At 67.0% G+C, this 17,187-nt stretch carries 17 protein-coding genes and 1 tRNA gene; 11 read left to right on the top strand and 7 right to left on the bottom strand.

What is annotated here, in order from left to right:
• Nucleotides 1-207: 207 nt before the first annotated feature.
• Both rho and LI953_RS14130 read left to right on the top strand, forming a co-directional pair.
• Nucleotides 208-1,482 carry a transcription termination factor Rho gene (gene rho / locus LI953_RS14135; protein ID WP_227076740.1) on the top strand — a complete coding sequence of 425 codons (1,275 nt, stop codon included), beginning with the start codon at nucleotides 208-210 and terminating at the stop codon, nucleotides 1,480-1,482.
• Between the two features lie 73 nt (nucleotides 1,483-1,555).
• Complete coding sequence (locus LI953_RS14130; RefSeq protein ID WP_227076739.1) at nucleotides 1,556-2,017, top strand: hypothetical protein; 462 nt, start codon at nucleotides 1,556-1,558, stop codon at nucleotides 2,015-2,017.
• Between the two features lie 10 nt (nucleotides 2,018-2,027).
• Here LI953_RS14130 and LI953_RS14125 read toward each other — a convergent pair whose 3' ends face one another.
• The gene (locus LI953_RS14125; RefSeq protein ID WP_227076738.1) at nucleotides 2,028-2,879 is read right to left on the bottom strand and encodes a prephenate dehydratase; all 852 of its coding nucleotides are present in this window, start codon (nucleotides 2,877-2,879) and stop codon (nucleotides 2,028-2,030) included.
• Nucleotides 2,876-3,610 carry a 3-deoxy-manno-octulosonate cytidylyltransferase gene (locus LI953_RS14120; protein ID WP_227076737.1) on the bottom strand — a complete coding sequence of 245 codons (735 nt, stop codon included), beginning with the start codon at nucleotides 3,608-3,610 and terminating at the stop codon, nucleotides 2,876-2,878. The genes LI953_RS14125 and LI953_RS14120 overlap by 4 nt, the downstream gene beginning before the upstream one ends.
• A gap of 91 nt (nucleotides 3,611-3,701) precedes the next feature.
• Between LI953_RS14120 and LI953_RS14115 the strand changes: the two genes are divergently transcribed.
• The 6 genes from LI953_RS14115 to LI953_RS14090 all read left to right on the top strand — a co-directional run bounded on the left by LI953_RS14115 (nucleotide 3,702) and on the right by LI953_RS14090 (nucleotide 9,544).
• Complete coding sequence (locus LI953_RS14115; RefSeq protein ID WP_227076736.1) at nucleotides 3,702-4,694, top strand: cytochrome c family protein; 993 nt, start codon at nucleotides 3,702-3,704, stop codon at nucleotides 4,692-4,694.
• Nucleotides 4,642-5,460, top strand: a complete 819-nt coding sequence (locus LI953_RS14110) for an inositol monophosphatase family protein (RefSeq protein WP_227076735.1) — start codon at nucleotides 4,642-4,644, stop codon at nucleotides 5,458-5,460. The genes LI953_RS14115 and LI953_RS14110 overlap by 53 nt, the downstream gene beginning before the upstream one ends.
• A gap of 43 nt (nucleotides 5,461-5,503) precedes the next feature.
• Nucleotides 5,504-8,017 carry a helicase-related protein gene (locus LI953_RS14105; RefSeq protein ID WP_227076734.1) on the top strand — a complete coding sequence of 838 codons (2,514 nt, stop codon included), beginning with the start codon at nucleotides 5,504-5,506 and terminating at the stop codon, nucleotides 8,015-8,017.
• Nucleotides 8,018-8,290, top strand: coding sequence for an RNA-binding S4 domain-containing protein (locus tag LI953_RS14100; RefSeq protein WP_227076733.1), 273 nt, complete (start codon nucleotides 8,018-8,020; stop codon nucleotides 8,288-8,290).
• A gap of 92 nt (nucleotides 8,291-8,382) precedes the next feature.
• Nucleotides 8,383-8,715 carry a ferredoxin FdxA gene (gene fdxA / locus LI953_RS14095; protein WP_227076732.1) on the top strand — a complete coding sequence of 111 codons (333 nt, stop codon included), beginning with the start codon at nucleotides 8,383-8,385 and terminating at the stop codon, nucleotides 8,713-8,715.
• A 103-nt stretch (nucleotides 8,716-8,818) separates the two neighbouring features.
• Nucleotides 8,819-9,544, top strand: coding sequence for a CarD family transcriptional regulator (locus LI953_RS14090; protein WP_227076731.1), 726 nt, complete (start codon nucleotides 8,819-8,821; stop codon nucleotides 9,542-9,544).
• A gap of 12 nt (nucleotides 9,545-9,556) precedes the next feature.
• Here LI953_RS14090 and tldD read toward each other — a convergent pair whose 3' ends face one another.
• From tldD to apaG, 5 genes are all read right to left on the bottom strand, one after another.
• A complete protein-coding gene (gene tldD / locus LI953_RS14085; RefSeq protein WP_227076730.1) occupies nucleotides 9,557-10,993 on the bottom strand; it encodes a metalloprotease TldD in 1,437 nt (478 codons plus the stop codon).
• Between the two features lie 13 nt (nucleotides 10,994-11,006).
• Entirely contained in the window at nucleotides 11,007-12,059 is a 1,053-nt protein-coding gene (locus LI953_RS14080) for a COX15/CtaA family protein (RefSeq protein WP_227076729.1), read from the bottom strand.
• Nucleotides 12,056-13,087, bottom strand: a complete 1,032-nt coding sequence (locus LI953_RS14075; RefSeq protein WP_227076728.1) for a COX15/CtaA family protein — start codon at nucleotides 13,085-13,087, stop codon at nucleotides 12,056-12,058. Before LI953_RS14075 ends, LI953_RS14080 begins: the two co-directional genes overlap by 4 nt.
• Before the next feature lie 119 nt (nucleotides 13,088-13,206).
• Nucleotides 13,207-13,842: a GTP cyclohydrolase I FolE gene (gene folE, locus LI953_RS14070; RefSeq protein WP_227076727.1), complete on the bottom strand. Its 636-nt coding sequence runs from the start codon at nucleotides 13,840-13,842 to the stop codon at nucleotides 13,207-13,209.
• 93 nt (nucleotides 13,843-13,935) lie between these two features.
• The gene (apaG, locus tag LI953_RS14065) at nucleotides 13,936-14,340 is read right to left on the bottom strand and encodes a Co2+/Mg2+ efflux protein ApaG (protein ID WP_227076726.1); all 405 of its coding nucleotides are present in this window, start codon (nucleotides 14,338-14,340) and stop codon (nucleotides 13,936-13,938) included.
• Between the two features lie 99 nt (nucleotides 14,341-14,439).
• Here apaG and LI953_RS14060 point away from each other — a divergent pair, with 99 nt between their 5' ends.
• From LI953_RS14060 to LI953_RS14050, 3 genes are all read left to right on the top strand, one after another.
• A complete protein-coding gene (locus LI953_RS14060) occupies nucleotides 14,440-16,131 on the top strand; it encodes a tetratricopeptide repeat protein (RefSeq protein WP_227076725.1) in 1,692 nt (563 codons plus the stop codon).
• Nucleotides 16,131-16,976 carry a 4-(cytidine 5'-diphospho)-2-C-methyl-D-erythritol kinase gene (locus LI953_RS14055; RefSeq protein ID WP_227076724.1) on the top strand — a complete coding sequence of 282 codons (846 nt, stop codon included), beginning with the start codon at nucleotides 16,131-16,133 and terminating at the stop codon, nucleotides 16,974-16,976. The genes LI953_RS14060 and LI953_RS14055 overlap by 1 nt, the downstream gene beginning before the upstream one ends.
• Before the next feature lie 14 nt (nucleotides 16,977-16,990).
• A tRNA-Gln gene (locus tag LI953_RS14050) sits at nucleotides 16,991-17,065 on the top strand.
• Nucleotides 17,066-17,187 lie beyond the last annotated feature (122 nt).

The raw sequence follows: 17,187 nt of genomic DNA, 5'->3' as shown, positions 1-17,187 counted from the left end.
CATCGTCGCCAACTGAGCCAGGGGGCGCCAAGCCCCCTGCCCACGCTTTAAACGCACCCCCGGCTTGACGTTTCGGGGCGAAGGCACCATTAGAAGGGCAGGCCGTCCGTGCCGGGTGCCGCCCGCATTCCTGGGCCGGTGCATTTTCTCACACTCCTATCCGTGTTGCGGCGGCATCGCCGCGGCGATTCCATCGATCGGATTCCCATGCATCTCGCCGAATTAAAGGCAAAATCCCCCACTGACCTCCTGACCCTAGCCGAGGAGCTGGAGGTCGAGAACGCCTCCTCCCTGCGCAAGCAGGACATGATGTTCGCCATCCTGAAGGCCTTCGCGGAGAACGACCAGGCCATTTTCGGCGATGGCACGCTGGAAATCCTCCCGGACGGGTTCGGCTTCCTGCGCAACCCGGAAGCCAATTTCCTCCCCGGCCCCGAGGATATCTACGTTTCCCCCGCCCAGGTGCGCCGCTATGGCCTGCGCACGGGTGACACCGTGGATGGCGAGATCCGCGCGCCGAAGGAGGGTGAGCGCTATTTCAGCCTCGTGAAGGTTGACAAGATCAATTTCGAGGCGCCCGAGGCGGTCCGCCACCGCATCAATTTCGACAACCTGACCCCGCTCTACCCAACTTCCCGCCTGAAGATGGAGGTTGAGGTCGCCGAGCCCACGATCAAGGGCGCGCAGAAGGACTACACCTCCCGCGTCATCGATCTGGTGGCGCCGATCGGCAAGGGCCAGCGCGCCCTGGTGGTCGCCCCGCCGCGCACAGGCAAGACGGTGATGCTGCAAAACATCGCCGCCTCCATCACCGCCAACCACCCGGAAGTGTTCCTGATGGTGCTGCTCATCGACGAGCGGCCAGAGGAAGTCACCGACATGTCGCGCTCCGTGCGCGGCGAGGTCGTGGCTTCGACCTTCGACGAACCCGCCACCCGCCACGTGCAGGTGACCGAGATGGTGCTGGAGAAGGCCAAGCGCCTCGTCGAGCATAAGCGCGACGTGGTGATCCTCCTCGACTCCATCACCCGCCTCGCCCGCGCCTACAACACCGTTGTGCCGTCCTCCGGCAAGGTGCTGACCGGCGGTGTGGACGCCAATGCCCTGCAACGCCCCAAGCGCTTCTTCGGCGCGGCGCGCAACATCGAGGAGGGCGGCTCGCTGACCATCATCGCCACCGCGCTGATCGACACCGGCTCGCGCATGGACGAGGTGATCTTCGAAGAGTTCAAGGGCACCGGCAACTCCGAGCTGATTCTCGACCGCAAGCTCTCCGACAAGCGCACCTTCCCGGCGATCGACATCACCAAGTCGGGCACCCGCAAGGAGGAGCTGCTGGTCGAGAAGGGCGTACTCTCGAAGATGTGGGTGCTGCGCCGCATCCTCAACCCGATGGGCACCACCGACGCCATGGAGTTCCTGCTGGACAAGCTGAAATACTCCAAGACCAACGCGGATTTCTTCGACGCGATGAACACCTGAGCGGAACTGGGCCGGGGACATCCCCGGCCCTTCGTCTTTGGCGGGCGGGGCCGCTGTGAAAGAGGATAAACCTATGGTCTGGCGTTATATCGCGGCGGTGCTGGCCGGCTTGGTCGTGCAGCTCGGGGTGAAGCTGTTTCATCTCGTGCAGCTTCTGGCGTTCCAGGACCTCCCCAACACGCCGCCGGGCTTCCAATATCACAGCCTGACCATGGCGGGCGGCCTCAAGGCGCTGGCCGTGGGGCTGGTCTCGGGGTTTGTCGCCGGGACCATCGCCCAGCGGCGGGGGGTTTTGGTGGGCCTGCTCAACGCCACCGCCCCGCTCGGCTTCTACCTGCTGTTTTATCTCGGCTTCCTCGCCTTCGCCACCGCCACGGGCGGCCAGGGCGGTTTTGTCGGCGGCATGCTCACGCTGGCTTGGCAGAAGATGTGGCTGCGCTATGCGCTCGGCTTCGCGGTCACGCTCGCCGCCTCGGTGGCCGGGAGCAGCCTGGGCGCCACCCTGCGCCCCGCCACCCCCGGCACCGCCACCTGAGGCGGGCGGCTCAGGCCGCCTTCGCGCGCTGCTTCAGCCGGTAGGCATCCGCCGGGTAGGTGCCGAGAATCTTGATCTCGGTCGAAAAAAACGCCAGCTCCTCGAAGGCGTGGCGCAGCGCCGGCTGGTCCGGGTGGCCATCCACTTCGGCCAGAAACTGCGTGGCGGTGAAGCTGCCATTGACCATGTAGCTTTCCAGCTTGGTCATGTTCACGCCATTGGTCGCGAAACCGCCAAGCGCCTTATACAGCGCCGCGGGAACGTTGCGGACGTTGAATACAAAGGTTGTCATCAGGTTCGGCGTGTCCGGCGGCAAATGCAGCGGCTCGCGCGCCATTACATAAAAGCGCGTGGTGTTGTGCGGAAAATCCTCGACATTGCGGCGCAGGATGCTCAGCCCGTGCAATTCGCCCGCCAGCGACGAGGCAATCGCCGCATCCTCCGGGTTGTTCAGCTTGGCGACCAGTTCGGCGGAGCCGGCGGTGTCGTACTCCACCACCGGCGAGGCGCCGAGTTCGGCGATCAGCTTACGCACCTGCCCCAGCGCCACATGGTGCGAGTGGATGCGCTTGATGCCGCCAATGCTCGCCCCCTTGGGCGCCAGCAGGCAATGCTCGATGCGCAGGAATTTCTCGCCAATGATCGACAGCCCGCTCTCCGGCAACAGCGCGTGCATGTCCGCCACCCGCCCGGCGATGGAGTTCTCCGGCGGCAGCATGGCGAGATCGGCGCGGCGCTCATGCACCGCCTCCATCGCCAGCTGGAAGGTTTCGCAGGGCAGTGTTTTCGCCTCAGGGTAGGCCATGCGGCAGGCGAGGTCGGAATAAGCGCCAGGCTGCCCCTGGAAGGCGATGATGGTCATGGCTTGGCTCCCAGCAGCTTGCGGGCATGTTCGAGATCGGCCGGGGTATCCACCCCAAACGGCGCGCCGGGCACGCGCACGGCCCCAATGCGCATCCCCGCCTCCAGCGCCCGCAACTGCTCCAGTTTCTCACGCAATTCCAGCGCCGAGGGCGGCAGCGACACAAACCGCCCCAGCGCCTCGCGCCGGTAGGCGTAGATGCCGATATGGTGCCACAGCGGCCCCTCGCCGCCTGGCACCGGGTTGCGCGAGAAATACAGCGCCGGGGCGACCTCCGTATCTTCCGGGAAGGCGCAGACGCATTTCACCACGGAGGGCGACAGCGCCTCCTCCGCGCTCGTCACCGGCGCGACGAGCGTGCCGATATCGTAGCCCTGGTCCAGCGGGCGCAGCACCTTGGCGAGGTAGGACGGATCGATCGCCGGCAGATCGCCCTGCAGGTTGATCACCACATCATGCCGCCCGGCGGGGTCGAGCGTCTGCAACGCGGCATGGATGCGGTCTGACCCCGAGGGCAGCGCCGGATCGGTGAGCACCGCGATGCCCCCGGCATGCTCCACCGCCTCGGCCACCTCGGCCTCGGCGCAGGCCACGGCCACCGGGCCGAGCGCTGCCTCCTGCGCCCGGCGCAGCACATGCACGATCATGGGCAGCCCGGCGATATCCGCCAAAACCTTGCCGGGCAGACGGGTGGAACCGAGCCGGGCGGGGATGAGAATAATCGGTGTCACTTGCGCTTGGCCTCTATCCTTCTTGTCGCACCTGCCTAAAACGCTCTAGGGTCAAGCGCAATCACGATGACACAAGACCTTGGGGAGCGTAATGAGCAATTCTGGGAAGGATAGTCTGCTCGGCAATAAAATCGCCGCCGGCGTGCTGACGGCGGGGCTCGTATTGTGGGGCGCGAACCGGATCGCGCAGGTGCTGATCCCCGACGAGGCGCCCGAGAAACCCGCGATCCAACTCGCCGGGCTGGCCACCGCGGCGCCCGTGGCCGCCGCCGCCAACGCCCTGGAATCGGTCATCCCGCTGCTGGCCGGGGCCGATATCGCCAAGGGCCAGGCCTTCGTGCAGCAGCAATGCGCCGCCTGCCACACCCTCACCCAGGGCGGCGCCAACGGCGTCGGCCCCAATCTTTACGGCGTGGTCGGCGGCCCGATGTTCGCCCATGCCGGGTTCACCTATTCCGACGCCGCCAAGGCCAAGGCCAAGGGCAACTGGAATTACGACAACATGAACGCCTGGCTGGCCGCACCGAGCAGCTTCGCCAACGGCACCGGGATGTCTTATGCGGGCATCAAAAACACGCAGACCAGGGCGGATGTGATCGCCTATCTGCGCACCCTCGCCGCCAGCCCGCTGCCGCTGCCCACGCCGGACGAGGTGAAAGCCGCCACCGCAGCCGCCGCCGCGCCCGCCGCCAGCACCCCGGCCGCCGCTGCCGCCCCGGCCGCGCCCGCCTTCAGCACGCTGCTCGCCAGCGCCGATATCGCCAAGGGGCAGGCCGTGTTCCAGCAGCAATGCAGCGCCTGCCACACCATCGCCAAGGGCGGGCCGAACGGGGTTGGCCCCAACCTGTACGGCATTGTCGGCGCCAAATCCTTCTCCGCCGCCGGCTTCACCTATTCCAGCGCCGTGCAGGCCAAGGCCGGCCAGCCCTGGTCGCCCGACAGCTTGAGCGACTGGCTGAAAGCGCCTAACAGCTTCGCATCAGGTACGGCCATGTCGTTCGCCGGCATCAAGAACGACCAGACGCGGGCAGATGTCATTGCTTACCTCAACAAAAACGCCGACTCCCCAGCCAAACTCCCTTGAGGCATGGGTCGCCGCCGCCGAGGTGGCGCTGGATGCGGCCGGGGCGGCGATCCGCCCGCATTTCCGCGCCGGGGTGGCGGCTGACGACAAATCCGACGAAAGCCCGGTCACCGTGGCCGACCGCAAGGCCGAGGAGATCCTGCGCGAGCATCTCCTCGCCGCCTTCCCCGATTGCGGCATCATCGGCGAGGAATTCCCCGCCCACCGCCCGGACGCGAAATATATCTGGGTGATCGACCCGATCGACGGCACCCGCGCCTTCATCACCGGGCGGACCACGTTCTGCACTCTGCTCGGCCTGCTCGAAGACGGCGCGCCGGTGCTGGGCTTCATCGACCAGCCGATCACTGGCGAGCGCTGGATCGGCGGGCGCGGCGTACCGGCCCGCTTCAAGAGCCCGTTTGGCGGGCAGATCGGCACCCGCCAGCAGATCTCCCTGGCCGAGGCCGAGCTCTCCTGCACCGCGCCGGAGATGTTCAGCCCCGAGGAGATTACGCGCTTCCGCCGCCTGCAAGCTGCGGCCAAGCGCCTGTATTGGGGCGGCGACGCCTATGGCTACGGGCTGCTGGCCCTTGGTCAGGTCGATGTTGTGGCCGAATGCACACTCAAGGTCTGGGACTGGGCGGCCCTCGCCCCGGTGGTTGAAGCCGCTGGCGGCGTGGTGACCGACTGGCATGGCCAGAAGCTGCGCCTGGGCGCCGACGGCTCCGTGCTGGCCAGCGCCAATCCGGCCCTGCATGAGGCGGCGCTGGCGGCGCTGCGCTAGCGCGCTTGCAAACCGGGCGGGGCCTCCTAGTTAAGAGCGGAACATGTCCGGATTCCAGCCCAGGGTGAAGGCCGTCCTTGGCCCCACCAATACTGGCAAAACCCACCTCGCCATCGAACGCCTGCTGAGCCACGCCTCGGGCATTATCGGTTTTCCGCTGCGCCTGCTGGCGCGCGAGAATTACGAGCGCATGGTCGCCCGCAAGGGCATCCGAAATGTCGCGCTCATCACCGGCGAGGAGAAAATCCTGCCGCCCGGCGCGCGCTGGTTCTCCTGCACGGTGGAGGCGATGCCGCTCGACCGCAAGGTGGAATTCCTCGCGGTGGATGAGATTCAGCTCTGCGCCGACCCCGACCGCGGGCATATCTTCACCGACCGCCTGCTCAACGCCCGCGGGCTGGTGGAAACCATGTTCCTGGGCGCGGACACCATCGCCCCGCTGCTGCGCCGGCTGGTACCGGGCGTCGAGATCGAGACCCGCCCGCGCCTCTCCCAGCTCAGCTATGCCGGGCCGGTCAAACTCTCCCGCCTGCCGCCGCGCTCGGCCATCGTCGCCTTCTCCGCCGCCGAGGTTTACGCCATCGCCGAGGCCGTGCGCCGCCGGCGCGGCGGCTGCGCGGTGGTGATGGGGCGGCTCAGCCCGCGCACCCGCAACGCCCAGGTGGCGTTGTACCAGGAAAAGGAGGTGGATTTCCTGGTGGCGACGGACGCCATCGGCATGGGTCTGAACATGGATGTGAACCATGTCGCCTTCGCCGGCATGCAGAAATTCGACGGCCACAAGCCCCGCGCGCTCTACGCGCCCGAAATCGGGCAGATCGCCGGGCGCGCCGGGCGCGGCATGCGCGATGGCAGCTTCGGCGTCACCGCCGATTGCCCGCCGCTGGGCGAAGAGATGGTGGACGCTGTCGAGGAACACCATTTCGAACCGCTGGAGCAGCTCTGCTGGCGCAACTCGGCGCTCGATTTCACCTCCCTCGGTGCCCTGCTGGACAGCCTGACCATCCCGCCGAACCGCCCCGGGCTGGTGCGCGGGCAGGATGCGGCCGACGTGCTCACCCTGGCCGCGCTCAACCACGACGCCGAGATCCGCAAGGCCGCGCAAGGCCGCAACGCCGTGAAGCTGCTATGGGAAGCCTGCCAGATCCCGGATTTCCGCAAGCTCGCCACCGATGCGCATGTGAAACTCTGCGGCCGGGTTTTCACCCATCTGCGTGCCGCGGAAAAACTGCCCGAGGATTGGGTCCGGCGCGAGATCGAAAATCTCGACAAGATCGAGGGCGATATCGATACGTTGATGCAAAGGCTGACGGATGTGCGCGTTTGGGCGTATATAACGGCCCGGGCGGATTGGATGCGCGACGCCGACACCTGGGCCATGCGGGCCCGCGCGGTGGAGGACCGGCTTTCCGATACGCTGCACATAAAACTGATGGCGCGATTTGTTGATAAGAGGGCGGCACATTTGACGAGACGTTTGGAAGACGCCGAGGCGGCAGAGCTGCAGGCGGTCGTGGCCAGTAACGGCCAAGTGCTGGTTGAAGGCCATGAGGTCGGGCGCGTGGAGGGATTCCAGTTCCACCCCGATCCCTCCACCCAGGGCACCGAGAAGAAGCTGGTGCTGCGCGCCGCCCGCCGCGCCCTGGCGCAGGAGATGCCCCGGCGCATCATCCGCGCCGAAACCGCCGCCGATGAGGCCCTCACCCTCACCGATGACCGCCAGATCGAGTGGGAAGGCGCCAAGATCGCCAAGCTCAAGAAAAGCGAGACTTTTCTCAAGCCGGCCGTGGATGTCATCCACTCGGAATTCCTCGACGGTCTGGCCCGCGAGCGGCTGCGTGCGCGGCTCGCCGCCTGGCTCGCCACCGAGACGGAAAAGCGCCTCGGCGCGCTGCTGAAGGCCATGGAGAATCCGCCCGCCCCACTGCGCGGCATCGTGCACCGGCTGAGCGAATCGGGCGGCGTGCTGCCGCCGGAGCCGGTGGCGCCGGATTTACGGCAGGAGGCGAAGAAATTCGGCATCGATTTGGGCCGCTTCGCGCTCTATCTGCCCGCCGCGCTAAAGCCCGGCGCCGCCCGGCTGCGCGCCTTGTTTTGGGGCGTGTGGCACGACCGCAACCCGCCGCCCCTGCCCGCCCCCGGGCTGGTGAGCGCGCCGATGCCCGCCAATTGGGGCGCTGATTTCGCTCTGGCCATGGGCTGGGTGCAGGCTGGACCGCTGATGATCCGGCTCGACGTGGTGGAGCGCGTAACCCGCGAACTGCATTATCTGTTGCGCAAACACCCGATCCTGCTGCCGCCCAATATCGGCTCTCGCATGGGGCTGAAGCCGGAGCAGCTCGCCCCGGTGCTCAATGTGCTGGGCTTCCGCCTCATCCCGGCGGGCACGCTGGGTGACAAATATTTCGGCCCGCCCGCGCCCGCCATGCTGGCCAGGCGCAAGATGGAGCATCACACCCCGCATGCCCGCCCGGCGCCCGCCCCCGCACCGGCGCCCGCGCTGGCGGACAGCCCCTTCGCCGCGCTGGCGGCGCTGAAGACAACGGCCCGGCGCTGAATGGAGGACGAGGACTCCGGCTGGCTGAGGCTGGACAAATTCCTCGTCTTCGCGCGCTTCTGCAAAACCCGCAGCGTGGCGGTGGCGCTGGTGGCGCGCGGCGGCGTGCGCATCAACCGCCAAGGCACCGACAAGCCCCACGCCAAGCTGCATCCGGGCGATGTACTCACGCTCGCCCTGCCGCAGGGGGTCAAGGTCGTGGAAATCCTCGGCCTGCCCGCGCGGCGCGGCCCGGCACCCACGGCACGCGAGTTTTATCGCGAACTGGCCTGAACCCCCGGCAAGCGGCGGCGCAACTTGCACAAACCCGCCCTTGCGCGCATAGGGAAACCCAGAATCCAGCCTTGTTTATCTAGGAGTGCCTGATGACTTACGTGGTCACCGAAAACTGCATCAAGTGCAAATTTATGGACTGCGTGGAAGTCTGCCCGGTGGATTGCTTCTATGTCGGCGAGAACTTTCTGGTGATCAATCCGGATGAGTGCATCGATTGCGGCGTATGCGAGCCGGAATGCCCGGCCGAGGCGATCTTCCCCGATAGCGACGACCGCGCCGCCGCCTGGGCCGAACGCAACCGCGACCTCGCCAAGACCTGGCCGAACATCACCCGCAAAGGCACCCCGCCCGCCGATGCCGAAGACTGGAAAGGCAAGCCGGGCAAGGAAGCGCTGCTCTCCCTGGAGCCCGGCCAGCCCTGAGCTTGGCCGCCCCTGGGTGACGGGGGGCGAAAAATCTGTTACATAACAACCAGTGAGCCGGGTGCGGGGCGACCGCGCCCGGTTTTTGGCGGTTGGAGTAACGATGAGCGATAAGCAGAAATCCGGCGCGGCGAAGAAATCCGCCAAGCCCGTGACTGAAACCCTGGACGACATGACCGGAGCCGACACCGAAACCCAAAAGGCCACCGACAAAGCCGCCAAGCCCCGGCGCGCGCCCGAGAGCGAGGCCGAAGCGCCCGCCGCGCCGGCGCCGGTGATGCATGGCGGCGTTCCCGCCGGGCCGATCCGCCCGCTCTCCCCGCCCCGCGCTCCAGCCAAGGCGGAGAATTTCCAGCAGGGCGATTATGTCGTCTACCCCACGCATGGCGTCGGCAAGGTCGAGCGCATCGCGGTCGAGGAGATTGCCGGGCATACGCTGGAACTGATTCATATCACCTTCGACGAAAATCGCATGACCCTGCGCGTGCCAACCAACAAGGCCCGCACCGCCGGCCTGCGCAAACTGGCCTCGAAGAAGCAGTTCGACGAGGTGCTGAGCGTGCTGAAGGGCCGCGCGCGCGTCAAGCGCACCATGTGGTCGCGCCGGGCGCAGGAATATGAGGCGAAGATCAACTCCGGCGACCCCTCGGCCATTGCCGAGGTGGTGCGCGACCTGCACCGCAATGCCGGGCAGCCGGATCAGAGCTTCTCGGAGCGGCAGATTTACGAATCCGCGCTCGACCGGCTGGCCGCGGAATACGCGGCACTGGAGCAGATCGACAAAGCCACCGCGATCGAGCGGCTGATCTCGCACCTGAAGTCGGAATAATCCCCGCGGGGATTACGCCGCCGTGCCGCCGATGGTCAGGCTGGACAGCTTGATCGTCGGCTGGCCGACGCCCACGGGTACGCCCTGCCCGTTTTTGCCGCACGTGCCGATGCCGGGGTCGAGCGCGAGGTCGTTGCCGATCATCTCCACCTTGGTCAGCGCATCCGGGCCGTTGCCAATCAGCGTCGCCCCTTTCACCGGGGCGGTCACCTTGCCATCCTCGATCAGATAAGCCTCGGACGCGGTGAACACGAATTTGCCCGAGGTGATATCGACCTGCCCGCCGCCGAAATTCACGGCATAAAGCCCGCGCTTCACCGAGCGGATCATGTCCTCCTTCGAGGCCTCGCCGCCGAGCATGATGGTGTTGGTCATGCGCGGCATTGGCGCATGGGCGTAGGATTCGCGGCGGCCATTGCCGGTGGCGCGCATATTCATCAGCCGCGCATTCTGCCGGTCCTGCAAAAACCCGACCAGAATGCCATCCTCGATCAGCGTGGTGCGCGAGGTCGGGGTGCCCTCATCGTCGATGGTGAGCGAGCCGCGGCGGTTGGGAATGGTGCCGTCATCCACCACGGTCACGCCCGGCGCGGCGATGCGGCTGCCCAACAAGCCGGCGAAGGCGGAGGTTTGCTTGCGGTTGAAATCGCCTTCCAGCCCGTGGCCGATCGCCTCATGCAGCAGAATGCCCGGCCAGCCAGGCCCCAGCACCACCGGCATCTCCCCGGCGGGGGCGGGGACGGATTGCAGATTCACCTCGGCCTGGCGGATCGCCTCGCGCACCGCCGCCTGCCAGAATTCCGGGGCCACCACGGGGCCGTAGCCCGTGCGCCCGCCCGCCCCATGCCCACCGGATTCGCGGCGGCCATTCTGCTCCATCACCACCGAGACATTGAGCCGCACCAGCGGACGCAGATCGGCCACGCGCGAGCCATCGGCGCGGATGATCTCGATCACCTGCCACTCCCCGGCGATGCTCGCCATCACCTGCACCACGCGCGGGTCGGCGGCGCGGGCGAAGGCGTCGATCTGCTGCAACAACTCGGCGCGCGCGGCGAAAGGCGCCTCCGCCAGCGGGTTCAGCCCGGCATAAAGCGGCTTGCCCGCCGCCACCGGCCCGGCCGCCGCCATCGCCTGTTCACGCGCCTTGGCGGCGCGGATGGTCTCGGCGGCGCGGCGCAGCGCGGCGTCGGAAATCTCTCCGGCATGGGCGAAATAGGCGGCCTCGCCCAACACGGCACGCAGGCCGAAACCGCGGCGCGTATCGAAGCTGGCGGCGCGGATGCGCCCGTCATCGAGCGAGACGGATTCGGATTCGCGGTATTCCAGATACAGCTCGCCATCATCGGTGCCGTCCAGCGCCGGGGCGATCAGCTTCACCGCCTGCGCGGGGTCGAGGCCCTCAGCGCCATGAAACAGCGTGCTGGCGGTCTGCAAAGCCTCGGTCATGTCTCTCGTCTCCTTATTCCGCCGCCACCGGCAGGGGGTTCGGCATGGTCCGCGGCAAGGCGCCGCGCAGCTTGTGCCGGGCCGCGATGGCGGTGGCGAATAAAAGCACCGCGTTCAGCTCGTGCACATAGCCGAGCTGGACGCTGCCCAGCACGATGGTGGTCATGCCGAGCAGGTATTGCAACGCCACCAGCCCGGCGAGCAGCAGAAAATTATCGCGCAGCGCCGGGTTGAGCTTCATGCGCAGCCCCAGCACCACCGTAGTCAGCACGGTCAGCGCCGTCACCGTGGCCAGCAGGCGGTGGCAGAATTGCACCGTCGCCTTGTTCTGCACGAAGTTCAGCAGCACCGGATGCAGGCTGAGAATGCCGGGCGGCACCCAATGGCCATCCATGGTGGGGAAGGTGTTGAACACGGTGATCGCGTTGCTGGTGGCGACCATCGCGCCGAACCCCATCGTGCACCAGATCAGCACCGCGCTCGCCGTGGTTAGCTGCCGCAGATGCGCGGCCCCCGCCACCGGCGCGGGCTCCGGCGCGCGGAAGGTGAGCCCCGTCCAGACCAGCAGGAAAAAGATCAGCATGGCGGAGGCGAGATGCGGCCCGGCCCAGAGCGGTGGCGGCGAGAGCACGCCGGGCTGCATGCCAGTCTGCACCATGTACCAGCCATAAGCGGCCTGGAACGCGCCGAGGCCGAAGATGAACCCCATCCACAGCGCCCGCCGCCCGCGCAGCCGCCCGTTGATGAGGAACACGGCGAAGGGCACGAGGAACACCAGCGCCATCAGCCGCCCCCAGCAGCGGTCGAGGAACATCGGCCAGAACAACGCCTTGTATTGGTCCAGCGTGATCGGGTGGGATTGATAGAGCGCGGTCTTCTGGAACAGCCCGAACAGATAGGCCCAATCGGCGGCGCTATGCGGTGGAATCCAGCCCATGAAGGGCCGCCAGACCTGGATGGTGAACCCCGCGCCGATGGTGCGCGCATGGCCGCCGCCCACCGTCATGCCGAACACCATGCAGGCGAGGAGCAGCACCCAGTTGCCCAGAACCCGGTCGGGCTTCACGCCGTGGCTCCGCGCAGCCGGTGCAGCAAGGCCAGCAGCGCGCATAACAGCAGCACCGCGTTCATCTGGTGGATCACGCCGACATCAATCATCTTGGAGACCAGCGCCGTCACCCCCAGCACGAATTGCAGGATGACCAGCAGCCCGACCAGCGCCGCCGCGTCGCGCACCGGGGCGGGTGGCTCGTGCCGGATGGTCTGCACCGTCACCGTGAGAATGGCGATGGTGGCGAACACCGCCAGCAGTTGATGGTCGAAGATGATGGTCGCGGTGTCGGTGAAGATGCCGCTCATCGGCCAGTTCGCCGGAGGCTGGCCCGTGCCGATATTCTGCGCCGGGTTGAAGGCATCGATGCCATGAATGCCGGAGACGAAAGTGCCCCCGAACATCGCCAGCAGCAGCAGCACGAAGGCGAGCAGCGTCAGCCGTTTCAGGCCCTTGCAACCGGGGTGGCGGGCAGGCTCGGGGGATTGCACGGTCAGCGCCGTCCACAACACCGCGCAGAGCAGGAACATGGCGCCAAAGAAATGCAGGCTCAACCGCCAGGGCTCAACCGCCGTGCTGTCGGGGAAGAAGCCGGAGGAGACCATGAACCAGCCGATGAAGCCCTGCAGCCCGCCCAGCACGAACAGCAGCCCCAGCCACGGGATCAACCGCTTCTCCAGCCGCCCGGTGACGGCGAAGCCGATCAGCGGCACCAGCAGCACCACGCCCATCAGCCGGCCCCAAAGCCGGTGAATGTATTCCGGCCAGAAGAGCTGCTTGAACCCGCTCAGATCCATGCCCTGGTGCAAGAGCTGGTATTGCGGAATGGTCTTATACAGCGCGAACAGCTTGTTCCAGGCGTCGTCGTTCATCGGCGGCAGCGCGCCAATGATCGGGTCCCAATTCATGATCGAAAGGCCCGAACCGCTATCACGCGTGTAGCCGCCAATGCCGACCATGATCCAGATCATGAAGGCGAGAACGAACAGCCAGAGCGCGACGAGGCGGCGATTCTGCGGGCTGGCGGCGGTGGTCTGTGGCATTTTCGGCTCCTATCGCCCGAGGGGATATAGCGGCGCGCGAAAAATCTCCAGAGCATCGGCTCCGGGCTGGCGGGTGGCGCCCCTGATGGGGCGCGGCGCCGCCGCGGCCGCCGCTTCGCTCAATCCTCGATGGAGCTGCAGTTGCGGGGCTGGATGATCGCCAGGAACTCGCGGCGCGTGGAGGGATCCTCGCGGAAGGCGCCGAGCATCCGGCTGGTCACCATGCTCGCCCCCGGCTTATGCACGCCGCGGGTGGACATGCATTGGTGATTGGCCTCGATCACCACCGCCACACCCCGCGGTTGCAGCACCTCCTGGATCGTATTGGCGATCTGCGCCGTCAGCTTCTCCTGGATCTGGAAGCGCCGCGCATAGGCGTCCACCACGCGGGCGAGCTTGGAAATCCCCACCACGCGCGTGCCGGGCAGATAGGCGACATGCGCCCGCCCAATGATCGGCACCATATGGTGCTCGCAATGGCTCTCGACGCGGATATCGCGCAGCACCACCATCTCGTCATAGCCCTCGATCTCTTCGAAGGTGCGGGTCAGCAGCGCCACCGGGTCCTCGGCATAGCCGCGGAAGAATTCCTTATAGGCGCGGGCGACGCGGGCGGGGGTGTCGCGCAGCCCCTCGCGCGCGGGGTCCTCGCCCGCCCACAGCAACAAGGTGCGGATCGCCTGCTCGGCTTCGGCGCGGCTGGGGGTCTCGGGGCCGGATGCGGCGCGTTCGGCGGCTGGGGTAGGAACGTTCAAAGCGGTCTCCGTGGCAAAGCGGCTTGTTGAGTGACTCTCAATGGGTCGCCCGAGATATGGGAGGCACAAACCGGCCTGCAACCTGTCGGGACATTAATGCAGCTTGGTATTCTGATGCGGGCTGTCCAGGCTGAAGGCAGGGATGTCGATATCGAACGGCGCGCCGGAGGGCAGGACCTGCATGTGGTATTGCCCGGCCATGAAGCCCGATGGCGTGGCCAGCGGCACGCCCGATGTGTAATCAAACCGCCCGCCCGGCTGCAGCACTGGCTGTTCGCCCACCACCCCCTCGCCATGCACGGTCTGCACGCGGCCATGCGCATCGGTGATGCGCCAGCTGCGCCTGAGCAGCTGCACGGTGAACCGGCCGTTATTGGTGATGGTGATGTGATAGGCCCACAAAAACTCCCCGGAATCGGGTTTCGACTGGTCCGCCAGATAAAATACCTGAACCTCAACCGTGATATCGTGGGTCGTTGCCGTGAAGCCTGCGCTCATGCGCGAACCGTAACGCAGCCCCGAGACCGCCACAAGCGCGGGGGCTGAAAGCATATTTTGCGTTTTGCCGGGCGCGGAGGGCGCTGCTACACGGGGAGCATGAAGAAGACCTCGCTGCGTGGCCACCGTGCCGCAATCGCCGTTTGCGTCATGCTCTCGGCCTGTGCCGCGGCCCCCAACGGCGCCGCCAGCGCCGCCGATGGTGACAGCACCTATGGCGCCTTCCTCGCCGCGCGCTACGCCGCCGGGCAAAACGACCCCGGCGTCGCCGCGAAATTCTACGCCCGCGCCCTGCAAAACAGCCCGAACAACCAGCAGCTCATCGCCGAGGGTTTCCTGGCTGGCGTGCTCTCCGGCAGCCCGGAAGCCGCGCAACTCGCCCCCAAGCTGCCCGACAACACGCTGGCGACATTGCTGCGCGGCAACCAGGCCGCCGCCGCCGGAAATTTCGATCAGGCCAAGCAAACTTTCGACACTCTGCCGCATGACAACATCGCCGGGCTGATCAAGCCCTTGCTGTTCGCCTGGGCGCAGTTTGGCGAGGGCAATGAGCAGGCAGCCCTGCACACCCTCGGCGCCTATTTCAACGACTCCCTGTTCGGCCCGGTCTATGTGCTCAACGCGGCGCTCATCGCCGACGCCGCGGGCGACACCAAATCCGCCGCGCAATTCTATAGTAATGTCGACGCCACACAGCCCAATCTGCGCCTCGCGCAGATCCTGGCCAGCTGGCAGGCGCGGCAGGGGCAACTGCCCCAGGCCAACGCCACGCTCGACACGCTGGTCGCGACGCATCCCAATTTGCAGATCGCGATCCCGCAACTGCGCGCGCAGCTCGACAAACCGGTGATCTCCAGCGCCACTGACGGCATGGCCGAGGCCTATCTGACCCTGGCCGGCTCGCTGAACCAGCCGCAGGAGGCGTTTTTGCGCACGGTGCTGCTGCGCTTCGCCCTGCAACTCCGCCCGGACCTCGCCGCCGCCCGCCTGCTGCTGGCCAATACCCAGACCGGAGCCGACGACCCCAACGCCACCCCGACGCCGGTGGAGATGAACAACGCCCTGGCCACCCTGCGGCCGATCCCGAAATCCGACCCGCTCTACGCCCCGGCCACCGTGCAGGAGGCCAGCCTGCTGGCGGCGCTGAACCAGCCGGACCAGGCCGTGGCCCTGTTGCAAGGCCTGATCGCCGCCAACCCCGGCGATGCCGGGCTGCTGAGCGCCACTGGCGACGTGCTGCGCAGCGCCAACCAATGCGCGGCGGCGATCCCGTATTACACGCAGGCGATCACCGCCGTCGGCCAGCCCGCCCCCGCCGATGCCTGGACGCTGTTTTTCGACCGCGGCATCTGCGAGGACCAAACCGGAACCTGGGCCACGGCGGAACCCGACATGCTGCAAGCCCTGAAACTCTCGCCCGACCAGCCCTATGTGCTGAATTATATCGGCTATAGCTGGGCGCTGCATGACGAAAACCTGCCCCAGGCCAAGGCCATGCTGCAGCATGCGGCCGGCCTCGACCCGAATGACGGCGCGGTGATCGATTCGCTCGGTTTCGTCGAGCTCAAGATGGGCAACACCAAGAACGCGCTGGCGCTGCTCACCCAGGCGGTGCAGCTCACCCCCGACGACCCCGAAGTGAACGACCATCTCGGCGACGCGTTCTGGCAGAACAACCAGCCGCTGCAAGCGGCGTATCAGTGGCAGCGGGCGCTGTCGCTGCACCCCGACGCCAAGCTGGCGGCGGCGCTGAACAGCAAGATCCAGCAGCATTTCGGAGCCGCGCCCTGATGCTCAGCCTGTTCGCGCCGGCCAAGGTCAATCTGTTCCTGCACGTCACCGGTAAGCGGGAGGATGGCTACCATTTGCTCGACAGCCTGGCGGTGTTCCCGGCGGTGGGCGACCAAGTGCGCGTGGCGGAGGCGGCCGCGCTCTCGCTCGAAATTTCCGGCCCGTTCGGCGCCGTTTTGCGGGCGGAGGCCGATAATCTGCTCCTGCGCGCGGCGCGGCTGCTGGCGCCCACGCGCGGCGCGGCGCTGCATCTGGAAAAAAACCTGCCGGTCGCCTCCGGTATTGGCGGCGGCTCGGCCGACGCGGCGGCGGCCCTGCGCGCGCTGAGCCAGCTTTGGAACATGCAGGCCGACCTGCCCGCCCTGGCCCTGCGCCTGGGCGCGGATGTGCCGGTCTGCCTCACCTCCCGCCCGACGCGAATGCAGGGCATTGGCGAAATTCTCGCCCCCGCGCCGCGCCTGCCCGGCTTCGGCATGGTATTGGTGAACCCTGGCGTCGCCGTGCCCACCCCGGCAGTATTCAAGGCCCGCCAGGGCGGGTTTTCGCCGCTCGCCGAACTGCCGGAGGCCTGGGCCAGCGTGGACGCCATGGTGGCGGATCTGGCCCGCTGCACCAATGATTTGCAGACAGCGGCGATCGGCATTCAACCGGTGATCGGTGAGGTGCTGGCCACGCTTTCCGCCTTGCCGGGCGCGAAGCTGGCGCGCATGAGCGGCTCCGGCGCCACCTGCTTCGCGATTTTCGCCACCCCGGCCGAGGCCGCCGCCGCCGCCGCCGCGATCACCAATCCCGGCTGGTGGCGTTGGGGTGGGGGGCTTTACGAGCCGCCCCAACCGGACCTATGAGAGCGCCAGCGCATTGGGACGTCGCCAAGCGGTAAGGCAGCGGATTTTGATTCCGCCATGCGGAGGTTCGAATCCTCCCGTCCCAGCCAGCGCTTTGCTTTCTCACCCCAAACGGCTGAGAAAACCGATCACCCCCGCCGTGGATTGATCCCCCGCCGCCGCGCCAGCCACGCCAGCCACCGCTCCGCGCAACGCGGTTGCGAGTTCTTTT

Origin of the sequence: Acidocella sp. KAb 2-4 (assembly GCF_020567705.1) — a bacterium.
In the GTDB taxonomy this organism is placed as follows: Bacteria; Pseudomonadota; Alphaproteobacteria; order Acetobacterales; family Acetobacteraceae; genus Acidocella.
Note: the sequence above shows the minus strand (reverse complement) of the source record. Positions and strands in the feature narration are given on the sequence as shown.

Bases quoted from the DNA above. Each gene is read 5' to 3' on its own strand.
- rho (WP_227076740.1), top strand. From the start codon at position 208: ATGCATCTCGCCGAATTAAAGGCAAAATCCCCCACTGACCTCCTGACC.
- LI953_RS14130 (WP_227076739.1), top strand. From the start codon at position 1,556: ATGGTCTGGCGTTATATCGCGGCGGTGCTGGCCGGCTTGGTCGTGCAG.
- LI953_RS14125 (WP_227076738.1), bottom strand. From the start codon at position 2,879: ATGACCATCATCGCCTTCCAGGGGCAGCCTGGCGCTTATTCCGACCTC.
- LI953_RS14115 (WP_227076736.1), top strand. From the start codon at position 3,702: ATGAGCAATTCTGGGAAGGATAGTCTGCTCGGCAATAAAATCGCCGCC.
- LI953_RS14110 (WP_227076735.1), top strand. From the start codon at position 4,642: ATGTCATTGCTTACCTCAACAAAAACGCCGACTCCCCAGCCAAACTCC.
- LI953_RS14105 (WP_227076734.1), top strand. From the start codon at position 5,504: ATGTCCGGATTCCAGCCCAGGGTGAAGGCCGTCCTTGGCCCCACCAAT.
- LI953_RS14100 (WP_227076733.1), top strand. From the start codon at position 8,018: ATGGAGGACGAGGACTCCGGCTGGCTGAGGCTGGACAAATTCCTCGTC.
- fdxA (WP_227076732.1), top strand. From the start codon at position 8,383: ATGACTTACGTGGTCACCGAAAACTGCATCAAGTGCAAATTTATGGAC.
- LI953_RS14090 (WP_227076731.1), top strand. From the start codon at position 8,819: ATGAGCGATAAGCAGAAATCCGGCGCGGCGAAGAAATCCGCCAAGCCC.
- tldD (WP_227076730.1), bottom strand. From the start codon at position 10,993: ATGACCGAGGCTTTGCAGACCGCCAGCACGCTGTTTCATGGCGCTGAG.
- LI953_RS14075 (WP_227076728.1), bottom strand. From the start codon at position 13,087: ATGCCACAGACCACCGCCGCCAGCCCGCAGAATCGCCGCCTCGTCGCG.
- apaG (WP_227076726.1), bottom strand. From the start codon at position 14,340: ATGAGCGCAGGCTTCACGGCAACGACCCACGATATCACGGTTGAGGTT.
- LI953_RS14060 (WP_227076725.1), top strand. From the start codon at position 14,440: ATGAAGAAGACCTCGCTGCGTGGCCACCGTGCCGCAATCGCCGTTTGC.
- LI953_RS14055 (WP_227076724.1), top strand. From the start codon at position 16,131: ATGCTCAGCCTGTTCGCGCCGGCCAAGGTCAATCTGTTCCTGCACGTC.